The 22,126-nt window shown below is 48.8% G+C and carries 16 protein-coding genes; 4 read left to right on the top strand and 12 right to left on the bottom strand.

The features are described 5' to 3' along the window. Positions 1 to 261: 261 nt before the first annotated feature. The 4 genes from secDF to H515_RS0101040 all read right to left on the bottom strand — a co-directional run bounded on the left by secDF (position 262) and on the right by H515_RS0101040 (position 5,774). Positions 262 to 3,294, bottom strand: coding sequence for a protein translocase subunit SecDF (gene secDF, locus H515_RS0101055; RefSeq protein ID WP_025874817.1), 3,033 nt, complete (start codon positions 3,292 to 3,294; stop codon positions 262 to 264). A 30-nt stretch (positions 3,295 to 3,324) separates the two neighbouring features. Next, positions 3,325 to 3,465 (bottom strand): hypothetical protein, encoded by a 141-nt coding sequence (locus H515_RS14350; RefSeq protein WP_154653606.1) that lies wholly within the window; start codon positions 3,463 to 3,465, stop codon positions 3,325 to 3,327. A gap of 100 nt (positions 3,466 to 3,565) precedes the next feature. Further along, entirely contained in the window at positions 3,566 to 4,660 is a 1,095-nt protein-coding gene (locus tag H515_RS0101045; protein ID WP_036890499.1) for an endonuclease/exonuclease/phosphatase family protein, read from the bottom strand. Between the two features lie 166 nt (positions 4,661 to 4,826). Then, complete coding sequence (locus H515_RS0101040; RefSeq protein ID WP_025874821.1) at positions 4,827 to 5,774, bottom strand: rhomboid family intramembrane serine protease; 948 nt, start codon at positions 5,772 to 5,774, stop codon at positions 4,827 to 4,829. A 196-nt stretch (positions 5,775 to 5,970) separates the two neighbouring features. Between H515_RS0101040 and H515_RS0101035 the strand changes: the two genes are divergently transcribed. The 3 genes from H515_RS0101035 to H515_RS0101020 all read left to right on the top strand — a co-directional run bounded on the left by H515_RS0101035 (position 5,971) and on the right by H515_RS0101020 (position 9,808). Then, on the top strand, positions 5,971 to 6,246 hold the full coding sequence (locus tag H515_RS0101035; RefSeq protein ID WP_025874823.1) for an HU family DNA-binding protein: 276 nt from the start codon (positions 5,971 to 5,973) through the stop codon (positions 6,244 to 6,246). Between the two features lie 695 nt (positions 6,247 to 6,941). Beyond that, a complete protein-coding gene (gene argS, locus H515_RS0101025; RefSeq protein WP_025874824.1) occupies positions 6,942 to 8,762 on the top strand; it encodes an arginine--tRNA ligase in 1,821 nt (606 codons plus the stop codon). A gap of 164 nt (positions 8,763 to 8,926) precedes the next feature. Next, positions 8,927 to 9,808 carry a DUF559 domain-containing protein gene (locus H515_RS0101020; RefSeq protein WP_028901457.1) on the top strand — a complete coding sequence of 294 codons (882 nt, stop codon included), beginning with the start codon at positions 8,927 to 8,929 and terminating at the stop codon, positions 9,806 to 9,808. A gap of 334 nt (positions 9,809 to 10,142) precedes the next feature. Here the strand turns inward: H515_RS0101020 and thiD are convergent, their stop codons facing one another. Together thiD and H515_RS0101005 are read right to left on the bottom strand one after the other, a co-directional pair. After that, positions 10,143 to 11,297, bottom strand: a complete 1,155-nt coding sequence (gene thiD / locus H515_RS0101010; RefSeq protein WP_025874826.1) for a bifunctional hydroxymethylpyrimidine kinase/phosphomethylpyrimidine kinase — start codon at positions 11,295 to 11,297, stop codon at positions 10,143 to 10,145. Positions 11,298 to 11,365: 68 nt separating this feature from the next. Then, the gene (locus tag H515_RS0101005; RefSeq protein WP_025874828.1) at positions 11,366 to 12,397 is read right to left on the bottom strand and encodes a patatin-like phospholipase family protein; all 1,032 of its coding nucleotides are present in this window, start codon (positions 12,395 to 12,397) and stop codon (positions 11,366 to 11,368) included. A gap of 143 nt (positions 12,398 to 12,540) precedes the next feature. Here H515_RS0101005 and H515_RS0101000 point away from each other — a divergent pair, with 143 nt between their 5' ends. Beyond that, positions 12,541 to 14,196 (top strand): RluA family pseudouridine synthase, encoded by a 1,656-nt coding sequence (locus H515_RS0101000; protein ID WP_025874830.1) that lies wholly within the window; start codon positions 12,541 to 12,543, stop codon positions 14,194 to 14,196. Positions 14,197 to 14,581: 385 nt separating this feature from the next. Here H515_RS0101000 and H515_RS0100995 read toward each other — a convergent pair whose 3' ends face one another. The 6 genes from H515_RS0100995 to thiC form a co-directional block, all read right to left on the bottom strand. Then, positions 14,582 to 15,880 (bottom strand): L-cysteine desulfidase family protein, encoded by a 1,299-nt coding sequence (locus H515_RS0100995; protein WP_028901456.1) that lies wholly within the window; start codon positions 15,878 to 15,880, stop codon positions 14,582 to 14,584. A gap of 115 nt (positions 15,881 to 15,995) precedes the next feature. Next, positions 15,996 to 16,391, bottom strand: a complete 396-nt coding sequence (locus H515_RS0100990; protein ID WP_025874832.1) for a hypothetical protein — start codon at positions 16,389 to 16,391, stop codon at positions 15,996 to 15,998. Positions 16,392 to 16,403: 12 nt separating this feature from the next. Further along, positions 16,404 to 18,413 carry an AAA domain-containing protein gene (locus H515_RS0100985; RefSeq protein ID WP_025874834.1) on the bottom strand — a complete coding sequence of 670 codons (2,010 nt, stop codon included), beginning with the start codon at positions 18,411 to 18,413 and terminating at the stop codon, positions 16,404 to 16,406. A 436-nt stretch (positions 18,414 to 18,849) separates the two neighbouring features. Then, on the bottom strand, positions 18,850 to 19,443 hold the full coding sequence (locus H515_RS0100980) for a thiamine phosphate synthase (protein WP_025874836.1): 594 nt from the start codon (positions 19,441 to 19,443) through the stop codon (positions 18,850 to 18,852). Between the two features lie 92 nt (positions 19,444 to 19,535). Continuing rightward, on the bottom strand, positions 19,536 to 20,309 hold the full coding sequence (locus H515_RS0100975) for a sulfide-dependent adenosine diphosphate thiazole synthase (protein WP_025874838.1): 774 nt from the start codon (positions 20,307 to 20,309) through the stop codon (positions 19,536 to 19,538). 143 nt (positions 20,310 to 20,452) lie between these two features. After that, positions 20,453 to 22,030, bottom strand: a complete 1,578-nt coding sequence (gene thiC / locus H515_RS0100970) for a phosphomethylpyrimidine synthase ThiC (RefSeq protein ID WP_025874840.1) — start codon at positions 22,028 to 22,030, stop codon at positions 20,453 to 20,455. Positions 22,031 to 22,126: the final 96 nt, after the last annotated feature.

Below are 22,126 nucleotides of genomic sequence, written 5' to 3'. Positions count from 1 at the left end.
AAACACCTACTGCGCTCGCTAGACGCTTCACTCAGCACATTTGCGGAGGCCACAAAATTCGCACAATCAGCTCTTTTTTCAAGACTCTAATGCGCCTCTGTTGCATCACTCATGCCTGGCTTTCACCATAAGAGTAGCGTTTGCGTGCGTTCCGTCGGGGTTTCATTGCGTTAGGTGTCGATGACGTGTGGGAAAACAAAAGGCCAATAGTCGTGATGACTACCGGCCTTCAGGCTGATTATTTATTATAAAGTTTATAGCTTATTCTTTTGCCTCGTCTGCTGGGGCCGCAGCTAAGCGGTTCTCAATTTTCTTTCCTAATACCAAGTATGCTACAGGAGAAGCAATGAAAATGGATGACAAAGTACCGATAATCACACCGATAATCATGGCGAATGAGAAGCTGCGGATGCTGTCGCCGCCAAGTATAAAGATGGATATGAGCACAATCAATGTTGAGACAGACGTGTTGATAGTACGTGAGAGGGTCTGATTGATTGAATCGTTGAAGAGCCCCTGCATGTCAGTCTTGTTCAGTCGGTGCTTGTTGTTGCGTAGGTTCTCGCGGATACGGTCATACACAACCACGGTATCGTTGATGTCGTAACCGATTACCGTCAGGATGGCGCCGATGAATGTCTGATCAATCTCAAGCGAGAATCCTATCCAGCCATAGCAAAGCGAGAAGATTCCGACTACGATGGTCGTGTCGAGAATCAAACCTACGATAGATCCTACAGAGAAACCGATGTTGCGGAATCGGAGAAGGATATAGAGGAAGATGAACACGATGGCAAGTGCGACGCTGATGATGGCACCGTGGGTGATGTCCTTTGCCACTGACGGACCTACTTTGGCTGAGCTGATGATTGATCCTCCCTCACGGATGTCAGGGTTCTTGAAGCTCTCAACGCTCGTCTGGCTTACGAAACCGCCCTTCTTCAATGCGTTGTAGAGCACTGTCTCTGCGTGGTCGTCCTCTGCCGGGTCGTTCGACTCGATATTATAGTTGGTTGATACACGGATGGTGTTGCCTTCCGTACCCAGTGCTATCACGTTGGTGGTGGCTGGCTTCCCAGCGTTCTCACCTATTGTGTTGACAAAGGCATTCTGAACGGCTTTTCGCACTTCCTCAACAGGTACAGACTTATTCAATGTGATGACATAGTTGCGACCACCTGTGAAGTCGATACTCTGACTCAAGCCTCGTACTGCGAAGCTAACGATACAGATAAGAACTGCCATTCCCCAAACAGTGAAGCTCTTCTTGTACATACTCATGAAGAGATAGTGGGTGTTCTGCAGCATCTTCTTGCTGAATGAAGTGTAGAACTTTTGGTTGAGCCACTTGTCTTTCTTCAGACGGTTTTCGTAAATGAGACGAGTCAGGAACACCGCGGTGAAGAACGAGCAGATGATACCGATGATCCAGGTTGTGGCGAAACCACGGATAGGACCTGTGCCAGTGACAAGGAGGATGACACCAGTGATGAGTGATGTCAGGTTAGAGTCGAAGATAGCCGAGAAAGCATTGCTGTAGCCGGCTTTCAGTGCCTCCTTAATTCCCTTTCCGCCTCGCATCTCTTCCTTAATGCGCTCGTAGATGAGCACGTTGGCATCCACTGCCGTACCGAGGGTCAGCACTATACCGGCAATACCAGGCATGGTTAGGGCCGACTGGAATGAGGCCAAAATACCGAGGGTGAAGAAAAGGTTGGCAAGCAACGCTCCATTAGCCAGCATTCCTGGAATGAAGCCATACATGATAATCATGTAAATCATCAAGAGAACGAAGGCTATGGCGAACGACCAAAGACCCTGTTGGATGGATTGGGCTCCCAGTGTAGGACCAACCACTTCTTCCTGAACGATGCGTGCAGGTGCTGGCATGCGACCAGACTTCAGAGTATTGGCCAAATCCTTTGTATCTTCAATCGTAAATGAGCCAGAGATCTGTGACTGTCCACCGTCGATTTCCTGATTGATGCGTGGAGAGGTGTAAACCAATCCGTCGAGAACGACTGCAACAGCCTTGCCGATGTTGGCCTTAGTGATGTTTGCCCACTGGCGAGCACCGTCAGAATTCATGCTCATGCTGACCTCTGGGCGGCCGAACTGGTCGAACTGGTCCTTGGCATCTGTGATAACGTCGCCTTCCAGTGGCGCACGGCCGTCGGCCGTTGTGACTTTCAAAGCGTGAAGCTCATAGATGTTCTTCTGGTTAAGACCGTCTGCTGGCTTGGCGCTCCAGAGAAGTTTCAAGTCGGATGGCAAAACCTGCTTTGCCAACTGGCTGTAGATAATTTTGTTGATGGCTGCTGTGTCGCGGACACTGGCATAACCCACCATGCTCAATGCGTCGCCTGGAATCAGCTGAAGCATAGAGAGCAGCGGATTGCGCTTCTTGGCTGCTGCCATCTGAGCATCGTTGCCGTTCGTAGCCAGCTTGTTGCCCTTCTTCAAGGAAAGTTTTGGAGCTGGCTTTGCTTGAGCAGCCATCTTGTTTGGATCAGCTGCCGTCGTATCCTTGGCTTCAACCTTTGTGTTACCATTGGCCAAACGCTGGTCGAGCTGTGACAGATAGGGCGCGATTTCCTGATTGTTGTACGTCTCCCAGAACTCAAGATTAGCAGAGCCCTGTAACAGTTTGCGCATGCGTTCCGGCTCACGGATACCTGGCATCTCAACCATCAGGCGTCCTTCCTGGCCTTCCAGCTTCTGAATGTTAGGCTGTACGACGCCAAACTGGTCAATACGGTTGCGAACTACGTTGTAAGAGTTGTCGATGGCTGCCGTAACTTCCTGTCGGAGGGCATTCTCGACTTCCTTGTCCGTGCTCTGCGTGCTTACCTTGCCTTTGAGCTGCTGTGTCGCAAATATCTCTGCCAGCTTGCGTCCTGGTGCATTCTTGTGGAAGGCATCGATGAAGAGGGAGATAAAGTCTGACTGACTTGTCGTCTCCTGCTTTCTTGCTTCTGTCATTGACTTCACGTAAGCTGGGTCGGTCTTGTGGTCAGCGAGAACATCTACTACGTCTGGAACTGAAATCTCAAGGATAACGTTCATACCGCCCTTAAGGTCCAAACCAAGGCCTATCTGTGTCTCAAGACACTTTTGGTAAGAGTAAATACCCAGATACTTCACAGAATCTTTGTAGTCCTGTTGTGCAATAGGGTCTTTAATCTTTGCCGCCTGACTGTCGTAGTAGCTGGTTGCTACTGAGAAAGACAAGTAGAAAATGCTTGCAAGCGTCAGCAAGACGGCAACACAAATTACTAATCCTTTGTTTTGCATTTTATTTTTTTGTTATAATTTATTGTTTCCCTATCTGAGTTGGCTGGCTGGCGAATGCCAGGAAATGAGTTGTCGGACAAACTTTCCTCCTTGTTGAATGTGAGATTGCTGCCCGTTGGCGAGCTGGTCACCCATCCTTTCGGGCTCTTTGCTGCCCGTCCGTTTCACCATACGTCTCCTTTTGGTTAACTCACTATCAGCCAATATAGACGTGCAAAGATAGTTATTTTTTCACATTTTTGGAAATTTAAATGATTTTATTCTTCTTTTTTTAAGGTTTTGGTCTGTATTTTAGCCACGTATATATAGGATAGTGGTCGGAATTGTCAATCTTGTCATCGACTTTGGCCTCGAATGGCTCAAAATCGTCCGAGCAAAAAATGTGGTCGATGCGGAAATACATCCCGTTTTTGTGATAGGAGATTCCCGGACCGTTACCGCTTGCTATGTAGCAGTCTGTCAATTGTTTCTCCAGTGTGTGGTGGGCGAAGCTGATGGGGCTGTCATTGAAGTCGCCACAAAGAATGACGGGCACGTGTCTGTCCATATATGTCTTTACGTAGGCTGCGACTTTCTCCACCTGCGGTGAGCGGATGGCTGCGGCTTCTCCCAGTTTGGTGAGCAAACGGAACGATGCGCGCTCCGTGTCCTTTGTTTCGAGCGGTGACTTGACAATGTTCTTGTAGCTTTGTTTGTCTTCCTCGCTCAGATGGTTGCTTTCAAAGTGGTTGTTGACTACGAGTACTTCGGTTCCTTTGTAGTCGATGATGTAAGCGTAGCTGATGTTTCCCGCCGATTTGTATTCAATTCTCTCTTTTCTTATGATGGGGAATTTCGTCAGCAGCATCATGTGTTGTCCGCCGGAATCGGTTATTTTCACGAAGTCGTGGTGCGGATACGCGTCCTTGAGCCTCTTCTCTATGAGTTCTTCCCCTGCTTCCCTTGCGTCAGATTCCTGAAGGCAGACGATGTCGGCCTTGCTGTTGATGATGTAATCGACGATAGGATTGGACTTCCCTTCTTCCAAATCCCATGGTGCGAACATGTAAACGTTGTACGAGAGCACTTTGATCGACCCGTGGGGGTGCTCCTTTGGCTTGTTGAAAGGTGTGTATTTGCGGATGGGCGAATAGCAGATGAGCAATCCAAGTACTGGAAGCCACAGCATTTTCGGACGGATGAATATCCAAATGACGAGAAAAGCCAGATTGATGGCCAGCAGAACGGGGAATCCTAGCCCAATACTGGCCCACAGCGGATGCTCTGTCGGATTGATTCTGTCGATGAATCCGACACTCGCCATTGCTATGATGGCCAGTATATTGGCTATCTTCAGCAGTGACAAGAATACGCTTCCCCAACTCATTCTTCGTGGGGTATGTTCTGTTTTGCCCTTATTTTTCCAGAATATCATTGTTTGGCATTCGATAAATGGGGAGCGACGTTCTTGCGGTGGTTCTCCTCCGTGCTTGTAAAACTAAAGTGGTGGGGTGGCAGCATGACCATTGGATGCGTCCTTAAGGTGACGTATCCTATTTGCTACTATCGAATAACTTCTGTTTTTCCTCTTTCGACAGACTGTCGTAACCGTTCTTTCGGATTTTGTCGAGAATCCCGTCTATCTCCTCCTGCTCACGTTTCTTCCTTGCGTTGTAGTCCCAGTCGCTCTCAGGCTGTTGGGTATTTCGTGAGTTCCACTGCCCCTCGTTGCCATTGTCGTGCCTGTGGTTGTCAGCCGAGTGGTTCGTCCGTTGCTCCCAGCTGTTCCGCAGATTGTCGAAGAACTGCTGTCCCTTGTTCATACCGAAGTTGCCGTCAGAATAGGGATGCTTCCTCCAGTATCGTATCAGCAGGAATCCAAACAGCATACCTCCGAGATGGGCCAAGTGGGCCACACCGTCGTTGCTCGTTCCGATAGCCGAGAACAGTTCAATGGCGATAGAACCGATGATAATCCATTTGGCTTTGATGGGAATAGGGATGGGAATGATGAACATACGCTCCTCAGGAAACATCATTCCGAAAGCAAGCAGCACCGCATAGATGGCCCCCGACGCGCCAACGGTGGTCCAAAGGTTCAGGTAGTCGCTCATAGGAATCTTGTTCACGCCCGAAACGATGTACTGATAGGCGGCAAGGTTCTCCACCAGGTACGACCCGTATTGCGCCAATTCCTGACAGATTCCAGCTCCGACCCCACAGATTATATAATAAAGGAGGAACTTTTTAGGTCCCCAGACGTTCTCCACTACCATGCCGAACATCCAGAGCATGAACATATTCATCAGAATGTGCATGAAGCCACCGTGCATGAACATGTAAGAGATGAGTTGCCACAGGTGGAAATCATCGGCAAGAAAGAAATGGAGGCCCAGAACATTGTTCAGGTCGATACCCATTCCTCCCATGATAATGGTGACGATGAACATCAGCACGTTGATGATCAACAGGTTTTTTGTTACAATTGGTATGTTGCGCATAATTTAATTAAGTTCCGTTCAGTGTACAAAATTACGAATTTTTCCCGTTATAATGCATAAAATGTAGGGTATGTGGAACTTTTTTTAGTAAATTCTTCACTTTCTTTGACTTTTTGTTTGTTTTCCGAAATGAAACAATTATATTTGCAACAAAGTTTGAATATAATTCACGTATAATCACTTAATAATTCAAGTTATGAACAAATCAGAATTAATCGAGAAGATTGCAGCCGGTGCAGGTTTGAGCAAGGCTGACGCAAAGAAAGCATTGGACGCAACAACAGCAGCCATCAAGGATGCATTAGTAGCAGGTGACAAAGTTCAGTTGGTAGGTTTCGGTACTTACTCTGTAACAGAGCGTCCTGCTCATGAGGGTATTAATCCAGCAACAAAGCAGAAAATCAAGATTGCTGCTAAGAAAGTGGCAAAATTCAAGGCTGGTGCTGAATTGTCAGATGCAGTCAACGCTTAATAGCTGATTGTCCACAAGTTAAAAGAGACGTCCCGTCCGGGGGGCGTCTCTTTTGTATTTATATTCCTAACATCTGTACTTGTGGCTGCCGTCCATAGTCATTCATCGTGGCTCACCCTGGCTTTCATCCTCGTTTCCCTTGTACGTTGTCGTCCCATGTCTCCAGAATGAGTCATTCCCCCTCAAACTTTTCATGCTCTCAAAGCATAGACCGCTATGCATTGGTAGTACTGCAAACAATCTGCCGACATTCCAACTTAATCAGCACAGGGTTCGATAGCCGATTTAAATTTAATCGCCCAACCGCCTAAGCTCACCTTTCGTTTCCCGAAAGCTCATCTATTACACTGCGAAAGGTCATCTATCACATAGGATTTTATAACTATCTATTTATCAGTCGGTTAGGAATCTACCTTTTAAGGCTGATTTTTTATGGTTTATAGCCTCATTGTTAGATGTCAAGTCCTTCATATTTTCTTGTATGAAGGTAGGAGGCAATAATACCCTTCTTTACTTAACTATTCAACTCGAAAGTCTCATCAGCGCCAAGAATGTGGCTGTGATGAATGAGGAAAAGACGGGCTTGTCAGGCTAACACTGACCTAATAATTACAAGCCCATACATTGAATTATCGATGCGTGGGCTTTTTCTTTTTTTTTTATTACCTTTGCAGTCAGAAAATAACATACAGAACATGAAGATAGAAGAGCAGATAACCACCGCGGCACTTGCCGCTGTCAAGGAACTGTACGGTGCTGAAGTGCCGGCACAGATGATTCAGTTGCAGAAAACACGCACCGACTTCGAGGGAAATCTCACATTGGTGGCATTTCCACTGCTGAAAACTTCCCGAAAGAAACCGGAAGATACGGCACAGGAAATGGGCGCATACCTGAAAGCCCACTGCAAGGCTGTGGCAGACTTCAATGTCGTGAAGGGATTTCTCAACCTTGTGATAGCTCCAGCAGCATGGGTGGGGCTGCTCAACGACATCAATGCCGACGAGAAGTTCGGCGAAAGGAGAGCGACGGCAGACAGTCCGTTGGTAATGGTGGAGTATTCTTCACCCAATACCAACAAGCCGCTCCATTTAGGACACGTCCGCAATAACCTGTTGGGATGGTCATTGGCACAGATAATGGAAGCCAACGGCTACAAGGTGGTAAAGACCAACATTGTGAACGACAGAGGTATTCACATCTGTAAGTCCATGCTCGCATGGCAGAAGTGGGGCAATGGCATCACACCAGAACAGGCAGGAAAGAAGGGCGACCACCTCATTGGCGATTTCTATGTGGCATTCGACAAGCATTACCGTGAGGAAGTGAAAGAGCTGATGGCGAAATTCACAGCTGAAGGGATGGACGATGAGGCTGCAAAGGCAAGGGCCGAGAAAGAGGCACCACTCATGAAGGAAGCCCATGCCATGCTCGTGAAGTGGGAAGCCGGCGATCCGGAAGTGCGTGCGCTTTGGGAAAAGATGAACAACTGGGTCTATGCAGGTTTCGACGAGACCTACAAGGCACTCGGAGTGGGCTTCGACAAAATCTATTACGAGAGCAATACCTACTTGGAAGGAAAGAAAAAGGTGGAAGAAGGACTCGAAAAGGGATTATTCATCCGCAAAGCCGACAACTCCGTCTGGGCAGATCTCACCAACGAGGGACTCGACCAGAAACTCCTTTTGCGCAGTGACGGCACATCGGTCTATATGACACAGGACATCGGCACGGCAGAAATGCGCTTCAAAGACTTCCCCATTGACAAGATGATCTATGTCGTCGGCAACGAGCAGAATTATCATTTCCAAGTGCTTTCCATTCTTTTGGACCGTCTTGGCTTCAAGTGGGGCAAAGACTTGGTTCACTTCTCCTATGGAATGGTGGAACTTCCGAACGGAAAAATGAAAAGCCGTGAGGGAACAGTGGTTGATGCCGACGACCTCGTAGCTTCAATGATTGAGAATGCCAAGAGTCTCAGCGAAGACAAAGTGAACAAACTCGAAGGCATCACCGAAGAGGAGAAAAACGAGATTGCACGCATTGTCGGAATGGGTGCGCTGAAGTATTTTATCCTAAAAGTCGATGCAAGAAAGAACATGCTCTTCAATCCTGAAGAGTCAATCGACTTCAATGGCAACACCGGTCCGTTCATACAATACACCTATGCACGCATCCGAAGCATTCTCCGCAAAGCCACCCAGCAGAACATCGTCATCCCTGCAACACTCAGTGACGACGCACCGCTGAACGAAAAGGAAGTCGCACTCATACAGAAAATGAACGATTTTGGCGCAGCCGTCGCACAGGCAGGCATCGACTACAGTCCGAGCGGCATCGCCAACTATTGCTACGAACTTACCAAAGAGTTCAATCAGTTCTATCACGACTACAGCATTCTCAATGCTGAGCGCGAAGAAGAGAAGACCACACGTCTTGTTCTGGCACAGAACGTTGCCAAGATAATCAAGAACGGCATGGCACTCTTGGGCATAGAAGTACCGGAGAGAATGTAAAGCCCCTCCCTAACCCTCCCCGAATGGGGAGGGAATCTAAAGAGGGAGCATAAGAAAAGGAGGAAATATAAATAAGGAGGGAATATAAATAAGGAGAACGAGAGAGTATTGTTCTTTTGTTTTATGTGTGAAGAAGCTCACTTCTATTATTAAAAGATACAAGATTGAAGTATATTTATGAAACTGCCGATGTATTTGAATATGAACTATTAAAGGCTAATGCCGAAAAGAATAGAAAATTCTCAACCGATGCTGAACAAATATTATGGAGGGCATTGCGAGGCAAACAAATAGGCTATAAGTTCAGACGACAACATGTAATTGGGCAGTACATAGCTGATTTTGTAAATCTTCACTCAAAATTAGTAGTGGAAATTGATGGGAAATATCATTTCAAAGACGAACAGCTAATCAAAGATGAAGAGCGAACGAAAGACTTAAACTTATTGGGATTTACCGTCATCCGATTTACCAATGAGGAAATAGCAGCTGGTATAGAAACCGTTATTCAGAAAATCAAACAGGCTATCGAAACGATTAATCTCCAAAAGGAGCAGCAAACGATACCAAATAATGAACAATCAAAGCAAATGAATAATCAGGCAAAGAACCAAACTATTGGAACCTCCCCCCGTTCGGGGGGAAAGAGGGGGGCTTGGGCTGTCGATGCAGCTTGTTCGGGCAACCCCGGTCCTATGGAATACCAGTGTATCGACTTGGCAACGGGCGCACGGGTGTTTCATTACGGTCCTGTGCATGGCACAAACAACATCGGCGAATTTTTAGCCATTGTCCATGCGTTGGCCCTGATGGAGCAGCGCGGCATCAAGGATAAGGTTATCTACAGCGATTCTTACAATGCCATTCTGTGGGTGAGTAAGAAGAAATGCAAAACTGCATTGGAGCGGAATGCCCAGACCGAGGAACTCTATCGTATTATAGCCAGAGCCGAGCAGTGGTTGCGCTCTCATCCCGTAACGGTACCCATCATCAAATGGGAGACCAAGCAGTGGGGCGAGATACCCGCTGACTTCGGACGCAAATAGCGCTTTGCCAAATCGTCGCCAACGCTATGCCCACCTTTCTCCCCACCGTTCTCTTTCGCTATCTTTCAGTCTCATTCCACCCCTTATTCAGAAAGTAAAGAATGCTTACAATGGCATTCTTTTTTCCCTTTTCTACCATCTTGATTTTCAGTGTGATAGCTTTCCAATTACAAAAGGTCAGCTATCATGTTCCGAAAGGTGAGCTATTGGATGATGATAGCTCACCTTTTGCCTTGCAATAGCTCACCTTTTGAAAAAGATAGTAAAAGCCGAGACGGTCGGTTGCTCATTGGCGAGTGGGAAAAAGACGGGTGGAGATGGTTTCGGAAGGTAGCTATGTGGGGGTCGCTGCTTTTCTGAACTGTGTGGGCGAGCATCCTTTCATCTTCCTGAAGAACTTGTTGAACTGCACTTGCGAGGAAAACCCGAACCCAAAGGCTATCTCCTGTATGTTTTTCGTTGTGCCGATGAGCTGCGTCTCCACTTCCTTGATGATATAATCGTCGATAAGCTGCTTGGGCGTCCGACCGGCAACACGGTGCGTCACCTGTGCAAGATAGCGTGGGGTGACGCTCAGTCGGTTGGCATAGAAGCTGACTTCCTTGGTTGATTGGTGGTGGCTGGCTATCTCATCCATCAACTGATTGTAGAGTTCCAGTATGCGGGCAGTGATGTTTTGGCGTGACAGCTGGCTACTGTGGTCGAGCAATCGGCTTGCCGTTCCTAATTTTGAATCGGCCGATCGGAGAATCAGCTGACTCATATACTCCTGCGCCTGCTCGACCGATGTTTCGAGACGAGCGCCCATACACAGATAAACGGCCATGGCAGAGGTGAACGCTCCGCCGGCGCCGTGGGTTATACGGTCGATGAATCCTGGTCGGGTGTAGAAGTTTACGGTGGAGGGATTGGCCTGTACCAACACATCGGTGAGCGATTGCGAGGCGATGGCGCCACCTTGGAGCACCACCGACCGACAGCCCCACCTCATCAGTTTGCGTGCCATCATCTCCAGCTCCTCGTTACTTCTGATTTCGTTACCCCGAAGCATGTAGGAGATGCTGTCTCGCTTGATGGTAACAACAGTGCTCAGTGGGAAAAGGAGACGCACCATGGCAGCCACCACCTCCTTGGGCATAAGCATGTTGCCACGGCTACTGATGACTACGGCATCAAGAACAATAAATTTGGGCCTGTACTCGCGCAGCAGGCGCTCGACGACCCTTACCTGCTCGACCGTCCGCAGCATGCCCACCTTGATGGCATCGGGTTGCAAGTCGTTCATCACCGCCCGTATCTGCATATCCAATACTTCGGAGGGAATGTCGTAAAGTTGCTGTATGCCCTCAGTGTCCTGTGCCGTCACGGTGGTGATGGCTGTGGCGGCATAAGCCCCCAGAGCCGTAATGGTCTTGATATCGGCCTGTACGCCTGAACCTCCGGTGCTGTCTGAGCCCGTAATCGTAAGTATCGTTATTTTCTTTTCCATAAGAGAGTCATGCGAATGCTGATGTCCTACTCCGCCACGGACAAGTTATCATGACGGTGTTTCTACTGTCAGAACGTCCGTTTGTGGGCCAACCGCCTCAATTCGTCAAAGTGCTGCCGCCCTGCTTTTTGACCTATCTCAATCATATCGGCAATGGATTTGGTACTGAAACTCGTCACGCTATAGTTGCCAAGGTCAGGATTGATGTAGATGTCGGCGAGCTTGCGGTTCTCGTTGTAACGCTTGAAATCGGGACGCTCCACCAACCAGCGCACCATTCCTCCCAATCTCCTTAGGAATCGCAAAGGCGACTGGTAATCGTCGTGCTTGTTCTGCGTCAGGTCGATGGCAATTACCACATCGGCGCCCATCTCTCGCACGACATCTACTGGCAGATTGTTGATCATTCCGCCATCGACGAGCGTCATAGAGTCGAGTATGACAGGCTTGAAGCCCCCTGGAATGGCCATGCTTGCCCGCATATTGCGAGCGAGACTGTCGTCGGAGAGAACAATCTGCTGGTGTCTGCGAATGTCGAAGGCCACACATCTGAACGGGATGGGCTTGCAACGGGCCCGTGATTTCGAGGAGACCGATGTCGTTTGGCGGACCTTTTGCCGTCTCTTACCTGATGGATATTGCCGATAAATGGGAGCATTGGCGACAAGAGAGTCGAGGAAATGATAGACGGCATCTCCACGCAGCAACCCGAATCTGCGTTTGGTGGCAGTGTCTGACTTGCGCCGTCGCACGGGGAAACCAAACAAATAGGTCACTCCGTCCTCCTTCTTGACAATACGCTTGGTGAGCGTTGTGTCGCGCTCGGTGAGCAAGGCTATCCAGTTTTGTGTTCTGAAAAGAGAATCGAGGTCATCGGCCCGATACCCAACGCTGTATAATCCTCCCACAATGGAGCCGATACTCGTTCCTGCAATGTAATCAATCTTAATGCCGGCGCGTTCTATTTCTTTCAGCACACCGACTTCTGTGGCGCCTTTCGCTCCACCACCGCCCAGCACCAGTCCAACCTTGGGACGCTGGGAGTGTAGCGGCAACAGGCAGCCGACGAGCAATAACGACAATAGAAGTCTCCTAATCATTTGGCAAATATACTGCTTTTCAATCAATTGCATCACCAAAAACTGTTTTTTATCACTTATTTATGATTGAAATTCCGTATCTTTGCAGAAATAGGAACTGCACTTCAATCCAATGAGTGTCACTTTCGGCTTAGAATTGAATGATGAACGACAAAAGATTCCATACGCTCAGCACCCCAGATGCAGACAAGCGAAAGGCCAAGCCCTTCAACAATCCGTTTTACTACACACCATCGCCCCTTGCCCAGCAAGCCGCCGAGCTGCTTCAGGCCAGCCTTCCCACCTTGTCGGAAGGCAAAATGTTTGGTGTTCTGATAGTGGAGAAGGACGGACAAACAGGCTATCTGCAGGCCTATTCAGGCCAATTGGAGGGGATGAATGAGGAAGCGTTCGTCCCTCCCATATTCGACTATCTCCAACCGGAGGGCTATTTCAAGACGAAAGAGAAGGAAATATCTCTCATCAACCAGAAAATCAATGACATGTCATCATCGGACGAGTACCGTCGGGCACGAAAGGAGTTGGACTCATTGAGGAATGAGGCCGAAGAAGCCATACGTGAGAAGAAGAATGCTATGACGGTGGCGAAGCTACTGCGCGACAAACGTCGCAAGGAAGCATTCATATCGGAAGCCGAGAACAATGAGATGATGCGCCAGAGCCAGTTTCTGAAAGCTGAAGTGCAACGAACGAAAAGGAAATATGCCGAGCTCGTCGAACACGCGGCAGAGAAAGTGGAGGTTTTCGAGTCACAAATGGCCAGTCTTCGAACCAGCAGAAAGTTGAAGTCGGACAGGCTTCAAGGATGGCTTTTCGACCAATTCATGCTGCGAAATGCCAACGGCGACACCAAACGGCTCATCGACATATTCAGCGAATATTACCAAAGACGGGGCGCCGCGCAGGCTTTATCGATTCCCCCGTCAGGAACGGGCGAATGTTGCGAGCCTAAACTGCTGCAATATGCCTACCAACACAACATGAAACCAAAGAGTTTGGCCATGTTCTGGTGGGGACCGTCACCCAAGACAGAGATACGGAAACACCGACACTTCTACCCCGCATGCAACGGGAAGTGCAAACCCATACTGACATGGATGCTACAGGGGCTCGATGTGGCATCCAACCCACTGGAAGCGGACATCCACCTGCCACTGGAAATCATCTACGAGGACAACGACCTTGCCGTGGTGAGCAAGCCCGAAGGAATGCTCACAGTGCCGGGACGAAGCCAACGCGAGTCGGTGGAAAGCATCTTGCGACAGCGATGGCAGCTTTTCGACATACCGATCGTTGTCCACCGCCTCGATATGGCCACGAGCGGCATCTTAGTGGTGGCTCGAAACCAAACAACCTACCACCATTTGCAACGACAGTTTGCCAGCCGAACAGTCGTGAAACGCTATGTTGCGCTACTCCCCGTCTCAGTAATGGGAAGTGCGATGCCCAAAGAGGGGACTCTGTCGCTACCGCTTCGCCCTGACTCGCTCGACCGACCACGGCAGGTGGTTGACTTCTCCAACGGCAAATCAGCAACGACGAACTACCGGATTGTAGGCCAAGTCGAACTTCCACAGAGCCAACCTACCAAAGCCGTTAAGGTGGAACTCTACCCTGTCACAGGTCGCACCCACCAGCTGCGTGTCCACTGCGCCCATCCGCAGGGGCTTGACTGCCCCATCATCGGCGACACACTCTACGGGCAACGAGCCGATCGCCTTTACTTGCATGCCGAAAGCATTGAGTTCACTCATCCTTCGACGGGGAAACGGCTGAAATTTGAGGCGAAGTTGTGGTAAGTCGCATCCCTTGTCAGCTGACAATGCAAGGTGAAAAACAGAGGAAGAAAGCAGCAAAAATGAGCATTTAAAGACGGCTTCGTAACTCATTGATAATCTGTACGATAGTTTTTACATTGTAAAAGGTCACCTATCACACAGCGAAAGCTGACCTTTTGAGAGGCGATTCCTCACCTTTCACACGACGACAAAACATCAGACATCATTCAGTTAGTATTGGTGACACTATTGAGTGAATACAGGAGTACGAATAACCGATTTGGGTTAAAAGTAAAAAGGCTGAAATCCATGCATGGATTTCAGCCTTTATGTGTCATATTTCCTTTTTCTGTTAAACGATAACAGCTTGCGAATATTTCACATTCTACTATTCTTTCGATATCTTTTAGCAGCCGTTTTTGTTTGTCATTATGTTGAGAACCATGTCGTCTGTGGCACACATGGCATCCTTTCCAAGACTTGTAAGGTTCTTGATGGAACGGTCAACATCTTTGTCAATGATACCTTCCGCCTCCGTTACGTGACGTCCCTCCATGGAAAGCATGGCTGACAAGACGGCAGTCGATACGCCTGATGAGATTTTCAGTGAGCAACTGGGTTTCGCTCCGTCGCAAATCATACCCGTAAGGTTGGCAATCATGTTCTTGACGGCATAGCAGATGTTGTTGAAGTTTCCACCCATCAGGTAGGTAATACCACAACTTGAGCCCGTGCTGGCCACGATACATCCGCAAAGTGCTGACAACGCACCGAGGTTTTGCTTGATATAGATGGCTGTGAGATGACTCAAAGTCAGTGCTCGGACGAGTTCCTCTGGCGTGTTCTCATTCTCTTTAGCAAACACTACCACTGGGTTGGTAGCGCAAATGCCTTGGTTTCCCGAACCGCTATTGCTCATAACGGGCACCATTGCGCCACCCATTCGTGCATCGCAGGCCGATGCTGTCTTCGAAATGATGTGCGAATAGATGCTGTTTCCGAACAGGCCGCGGCTCAAAGGGCGGTCCATTGTCTTGCCAAGACAGTGACCGTAGTTGCCTTTCAGTGCCTCTTTGGCAGCCCGCATGTTGTATCGCTTGGCCTCAAGTATGAAGTCAATCTCCTCAAGGGGTGTTGTCGTGGCGAAGTCCCATACCATTTTGAGATTCAACTCTATGTCCTTGTTGTCGGTTTTCTCCTCCGATTTGGCTGATACCTGCTTGTCCATCAGAACTTTGCCGTTTTGTTCCTCATAAATGAAGTTGGTATGGGTGTGCGAAATGATAGCCGTGGCCCGCTTTTCGCCAGCCTCGCAAGTGATTTCGATATAGAGTTTTTCGCTGATTCCTTCCTTAAGCTTGATGTCAATGTGGTTTTCACTCACATATTTCTTACCTTCTTCCAGCGATTCAGGGGTCAAATCCTTGATGACCTCAAGCTGATAGCTCGACTTTCCGATAAGTGCGCCCAAAGAAATGGCTATCGGCAAGCCGATCATTCCTGTTCCGGGAATGCCCACTCCCATAGCGTTCTTGAGGATATTGGCAGAAAGCTGCGCACTGATTCTCTCCGGTTTCTGGCCTAACAGTTCGGTTGCACGTGCCGTACAAAGAGCTACGGCCATTGGCTCGGTACATCCCACAGCAGGAACGACCTGCCTGTGTATCAAATCGATGATTTGTTCGCGTATGTTTTTCTCAAGCATTTTTTTATAAATTAGCAGTTATTTTGCAAATGTACGGAAATTTTGGGAAATGGAAAGGAAAATAAAAGAAAAAAAAACGCTGTCGCTTCAGCAGGCTTTCTCTGAGAGTTACTGATTACAAAGATGGTACGATATTGTTGTTTAGGTTACTTATCTTTCTCTTTCTATCCACCGAATACGTGTCGCTGTTGACATCTACGTATTTGTAGAGCAGCAATGCCTTGTCCATGAGCATCGAACGCAGTGGATTCACTTTGTAACCAGCCTCGGTATAAAGTAGTTCGGCAAGCATTTCCAGACGTCTGACACGCTCATCGGGCTTCCACTGCTCATGGGAATAGACCAAAAGTTCGTCTATCGACATGTTTCGCAGCAATTCGTAGTCGCCAACGTATTGCCTGTACAGATCTTTCATGGCACCGTCGCGCTCGTCTTCTTTTTTTTCGAGGAACTGTGAGAGTGCCGACATGAACTCCTCGATGATTCTCAGAAAGTAATCTTGTTGTATCATATTATCTGTTGCTTAATATTCTGTTATTTCCCGAACGTAGTCGAACAACCTTTTGTAGAACGGATGCTTAGTGAGTGTTGCCGCACTGCCAAGTATTATGAGCTTCATCCGTGCACGAGTGATGGCTACATTCATGCGACGGAGGTCCTTGAGGAAACCTATCTGGCCCGTTTCGTTGGCCCGTACCATCGAAATCAGTATGATGTCGCGCTCCTGTCCTTGGAAGCCATCAACCGTATTCACGCTGATGAGCCGACGATAAGGCTTGAAGAATTCGCGTTTTCTGATGAGCCGGCGGAGATACTGCACCTGTGCACGGTAGGGCGATATGACACCGACATCTATTTGCTCGTCGAGTATGCGTTGCTTGCCTATCTTTTTGAAATATTCCTGTAAGGAATGGAGTGTCAGCTCAGCCTCGCCTTTATTGATACGGCCGAAGCTCTCGCCAACAAATTGCTCTGAAAAAGACACTCTGCCATCATTACCGATCATGTCGTCTCCCACCGTTTCATTGCAAGGAGGCACTTCCGACAGTGAATCAGCTTGCTGAAGCACTGGCTCAAAAGCTGTCATCTGCAAGTCGGATGTATCGACCCACATGATGGGATTGTCGTAATCGAGAATGCCCCGGTGCTTGATTTGCGGCGCACTCACCACCTGTCCGTGATAGAACCAGTCGGAAGAGAAACGCATAATGTGCTCGTTCATCCGGTATTGCACCTTCAGCAGCGTCACCACTTCAGGCTTATTCTCCACTATCCGCTCCATCAACGTCTTGCCCAAGCCTGCCCTCAGTGCGGCGATGCTCTTCACTGTGGGCGGAAGCTGGCAATGGTCGCCGGCCAGAACCACACGCGAAGCTCTGCGGATGGGTATCCAACAGGCGGCCTCAAGTGCTTGTGCAGCCTCGTCGATGAAGAGAGTGCCGAACTTCTGGCCCTCCATGATACGACTGTTGGCCCCCACCAGCGTAGAGGCGATGACCCGTGCTTCGCCGAAAAGCGCGCTATTGATGCGTATCTCCAGTTCGGTGGCACGGCTTTTCAGTCGTTCCAACTTCTGATGGTAGCTCTCTCCGCCCTTCTTTCTGTTCGACCGCAACTGGCGTATGGCCTTTCGGATGGACCAAAGTTGAGGATAGTCGGCATGAGCTTCGAACTTCCGCTCATAAGTGAAGCCCAGCATCTTGTCGTTGACACGGGTTGGGTTGCCGATTCGCAAGACATTGATGCCTCTATCGACAAGTTTCTCGCTAATCCAGTCAACCGCCATGTTGCTCTGGGCACACACCAGCACCTGTGTCTCGCGCATCAGCGTCTCGTTAATGGCCTCAACCAGTGTCGTTGTCTTACCCGTTCCAGGCGGTCCATGAACGACGGCCACGTCCTTGGCCCACATCACTTCGTTGACGGCCTGCTCCTGAGTGGGATTTAGCCACGGAAAATGCGTCGGTGCGAAGCTGAATTTCTCTGCTTTCTCATTCGAGTAGAAGAGATTGCGCAGATAGGCGAGGCGACCGTTCTTGGCTTTGATAACCCTGTCGAGGGCATCGAACATCATCTGGTAAGATGTCTCATCGAACGACAACTGACAACCGATGGGCTCAGCCGAACGTTGAAGATCAATTACGGGAGCACTGTCTGGGACACTCACTACCATTCGCTCGCCATCGACATAGGAAACCACACCCGTGAAGTTGAAATAGCGGATGCCTTGCTTCGTACCCGCGCCTCCGTCGGTAGTCCGTCTGACGGTGAAGAAAGCCACTGGACGCCCAAACTCAAAGTTATGTTCGATGTCCAAGTCTTGTGTCCGAAACAATTCTATCACCCTTTGGTTGAGCGAGTTGTAATAACTCTTTCCTATGCGCAAAGGAAACCATGCATCGCCCCGTTTGACTTTCCGCTGAATGCCTATCGTCTCGGTTTGTCGTCTGAAAGTTTCCTTCTCGGCATAGTACTCCATTTGCAAAAGTAGCTTCTGCCTTTGCAGTGCTTGTATGGGTGATTCTTGTTGCATAACAAATACAAAGGTAATAATTCTTTGACGTCTGGCAAGAAAACGTGGGATGAAAGAAGCAAGAAAAGACGACAGTTGGCATAAAACACACTCATTTATGAATGTCATCATGATAGAAAAAGGTGGATAACATTGTTCCAATTTCATGGTCGTATGCGTGGAATTGTACTTGTTGTTTTTGGTGTTGGCAGAACCTTCATGAACCTTTTGCGGATGAAAGCTTAGCGATGATCCTGCAAAGGCTCACCTTTTGCGATGCGATAACTCACCTTTTGCGATGCGAAAGCTCACCTTTTAAAATGAATTATCTATCACATTGATTTGCAACAGATTAGGACTTGTGTCAATATTATGTTTTATCAATCTGAAAAGTGAGCGATAAAAATGTGCTACGGGTTGCCGAATGGGGAGAAATGGCTGGCGATTCGACTAATCATCAGCCATTGGCAACTGCCACCAATCTGAGAATATATCGTTCAAAATCAGGATCGCCGAGTCGTTGCCAGACATCGCCCAACAGGGCTGCTCCCCCAAATCCGTAGGTTTTCAATAGCGGAATGTTTTCGACCGCTACACCACCGAGGGCAACAACGCGTGAATCGATAATCGACTGTTGGGCAGCAGCTGTCAATGTGTCGTGGTTGAAAGCCGATTCATAACCTTGTTTGGATATGCTGTTGAAGATGGGACTTAGGAAAAGATAGTTGAAATAGGGTTTGTGGGTCTTTAGTTCTTCCAAGGAATGGCAAGAACGGGAGAGCGATCCACGAAAGGTGCCCGGAGTTTTACTGTTCCTGCGGTTGAGATGAATGCCATATAGTTGATAGTTGGCGGTTAATTCAAAGTGATCGTGCAGAACGATGCGGTTGTGATAAGTGGCTGGAATAGAGGTGAGCAAGGTGGCGCAATCCCTGATGGCAGACTCAGGCTTGCGAATATGGATGAGGTCGATGCCCCAATCAAGCAGATTCTGAATGGCGGTTGCCTCTTGGTCGAAGAAAAACGGCTGGGTGATGACAATGAGTTTCATTGTGAATAGAGGATGGATGAGGTGGATGGGAATGAAAAAAGGGAAGTTATGAGTGAACCTAATCAACTCATACTTCCCTCAATTCCTGTCGATTAACCTTTAACTCGCTTGATAATCATGTCGGCAACTTTCTTTCCCGACAAGAGCATTCCTCCGAAGATGGGCCCCATTCGAGGCGTGCCACCAACGGCAGACGATGCCATTCCACAGACGTAGAGTCCTGGATAGATTTCCTTCGTTCCCTCAACCACTTGGCGTTCACCCTCTGCCACGTCCAATGAACGCTCGCCGATAACTTCGCCAGTGGTGGTTTCGAGTTTGATACCGTTCTTACGGGCTACCACTTTGCACATCTCGCTGTCGTGACCAGTGCCATCGATGACAAATTTAGCCATAATGTTGAGCGGATCAACGTGCAATCCCTCGCGCAAGACAGGTGTCCAGTTCACCACAACACCACTGACGACGTTGTTCTTGAATACCACATCCTCAACGGAATAGCAGTTGAAGATGGTTGCACCAGCATGAACGGCCTTATAGAGCAATGCCGACGTGCTCTCGATAGAGTCGGCAGTGTAGAGTCCATCCTCATAAGACTCGTAGCTAATGTCGAAATCTTTCAGGATGCCGAGTGCCTCTTCCTGTATGACAAGCTGGTTGAACATCATCGCTCCGCCCCACATACCGCCGCCGGGTGACAACTTGCGGTCGAACAATGCGACACGAAGGCCAGCCTTGGCCATGTAGTAGGCAGCTGCAATGCCTGACGGACCGCCACCGACTATGGCAACGTCGAGTTCCAGACACTTTTCCATTTTCTCGAAATAGGTACGGATAATACCTTTAGATACTTGTTTTTCAATCATGATTTTAATGTTATTGAAGTGTCTTACCCCAGTTCCTCTTTACTGAAAGAGAGGCAAAGGGGTTGAGACAATTGGTTGTTATGTTTGTTGATTCTGTGAAATTAGTTGGCTATCACCCAGTCGGAGGAGTGGATAGCCGTATCTTACGGTTGGGAACAGTCTGAGTTTAGCTCCTGACTGATTCGCATAGCGCAGAAGTTCGGACCACACATAGTGCAGTATTTCCCACCCACTTCATTGGAGGATTTCCAGTATTCGAGGGCCTTTTCAGGGTCAAGGGCGAGGTTGAACTGGTCTTTCCATCGGAAATCGTAGCGTGCTTTGCTCAGCGCATTATCACGTACGGCGGCACCAGGATGACCTTTGGCAAGGTCAGCGGAATGTGCCGCAATCTTGTAGGTCACCACTCCCGTGCGCACATCATCCTTGTCGGGCAGCGCAAGATGCTCCTTCGGGGTTACATAGCAAAGCATCGCTGTGCCGAACCATCCGATAGTAGCCGCTCCAATGGCACTCGTGATGTGGTCGTAGGCTGGGGCAATGTCAGTGACGAGTGGGCCGAGCGTGTAGAACGGTGCGCCGTGGCACTTTTCTATCTGCCGTTCCATGTTCTCACGGATCTTGTGCATTGGGACGTGTCCTGGCCCTTCGATGAACGCTTGTACGTTCTTCGCCCACGCTCGCTGAACAAGCTCACCCATTGTGTCAAGTTCGGCAAACTGTGCCGCATCGTTGGCATCGTAAGTGGAGCCTGGTCGGAGTCCGTCGCCCAAGGAAATGGCCACGTCATATCGGGCACAGATGTCGCAGATGTCATCGAAGTGGCTATAAAGGAAACTCTCCTGCTGATGGACCTGACACCATTTGGAGATGATACTACCACCACGGCTCACCATTCCCGTAAGTCTGCCATTGGCAAGGGGTACGTTCTTCAGACGGATTCCGCAGTGAATGGTGAAATAATCCACACCTTGCTCGCACTGTTCGATGAGCGTATTGCGGAAAATCTCCCACGTAAGGTTCTCCGCACGTCCGCCAACTTTTTCGAAAGCTTGGTACATAGGCACCGTTCCTACGGGAACAGGGCAGTTTCGTAGAATCCACTCGCGCGTTTCGTGAATGTTGCTGCCCGTTGAGAGATCCATCAAGGTGTCACCGCCCCACTTACAGCTCCAAACGGCCTTCTCTACCTCCTCCTCAATGCTCGAATGGGCATGCGAGTTGCCAATGTTGGTGTTAATTTTCACGGCGAAACGCGTACCGATAATCATCGGTTCGCTCTCCGGATGTCTGATATTGGCAGGTATGACGGCACGTCCTGCGGCCACTTCCTCACGGACGAACTCTGGAGTGATATGGCTTTCGATGCCCAACTCCTTGCAATTCATGTTTTCCCGGATAGCAACGTATTCCATTTCCTCAGTGATGATGCCACGTTTGGCACACTCCATCTGCGTGCCACGTCGGCGATCGATCCACGGCTGTCTAAGTTTCGGCAACCCTTTGCTAAGGTTTATTTCCACATTCGGGTCGCTGTAAGGTCCACTCGTGTCATAAACGAGCACAGGATCGTTGGGCTTTTCCACCCTTTTCCCGTTATCATTGATCACGGTAGGGGTGAGGTTAATTCTTCTCATTCCTACTCTCAGATCGGGATAGATCTCACCTTTCATATATATCTTCTCCGAAGAAGGATAGGAAATCTTGATGTTTTTCTTCATATTTTGATATTTATAGTTAAAGGAGTCGTGATTGAAATTATGAAGAGTCATGAGGATACTCAGCCTCTTTCGCCCATGACTGTCTTTTGCGGATGC

Source organism: Prevotella corporis DSM 18810 = JCM 8529, assembly GCF_000430525.1.
Lineage (GTDB): Bacteria > Bacteroidota > Bacteroidia > Bacteroidales > Bacteroidaceae > Prevotella > Prevotella corporis.
Note: the sequence above shows the minus strand (reverse complement) of the source record. Positions and strands in the feature narration are given on the sequence as shown.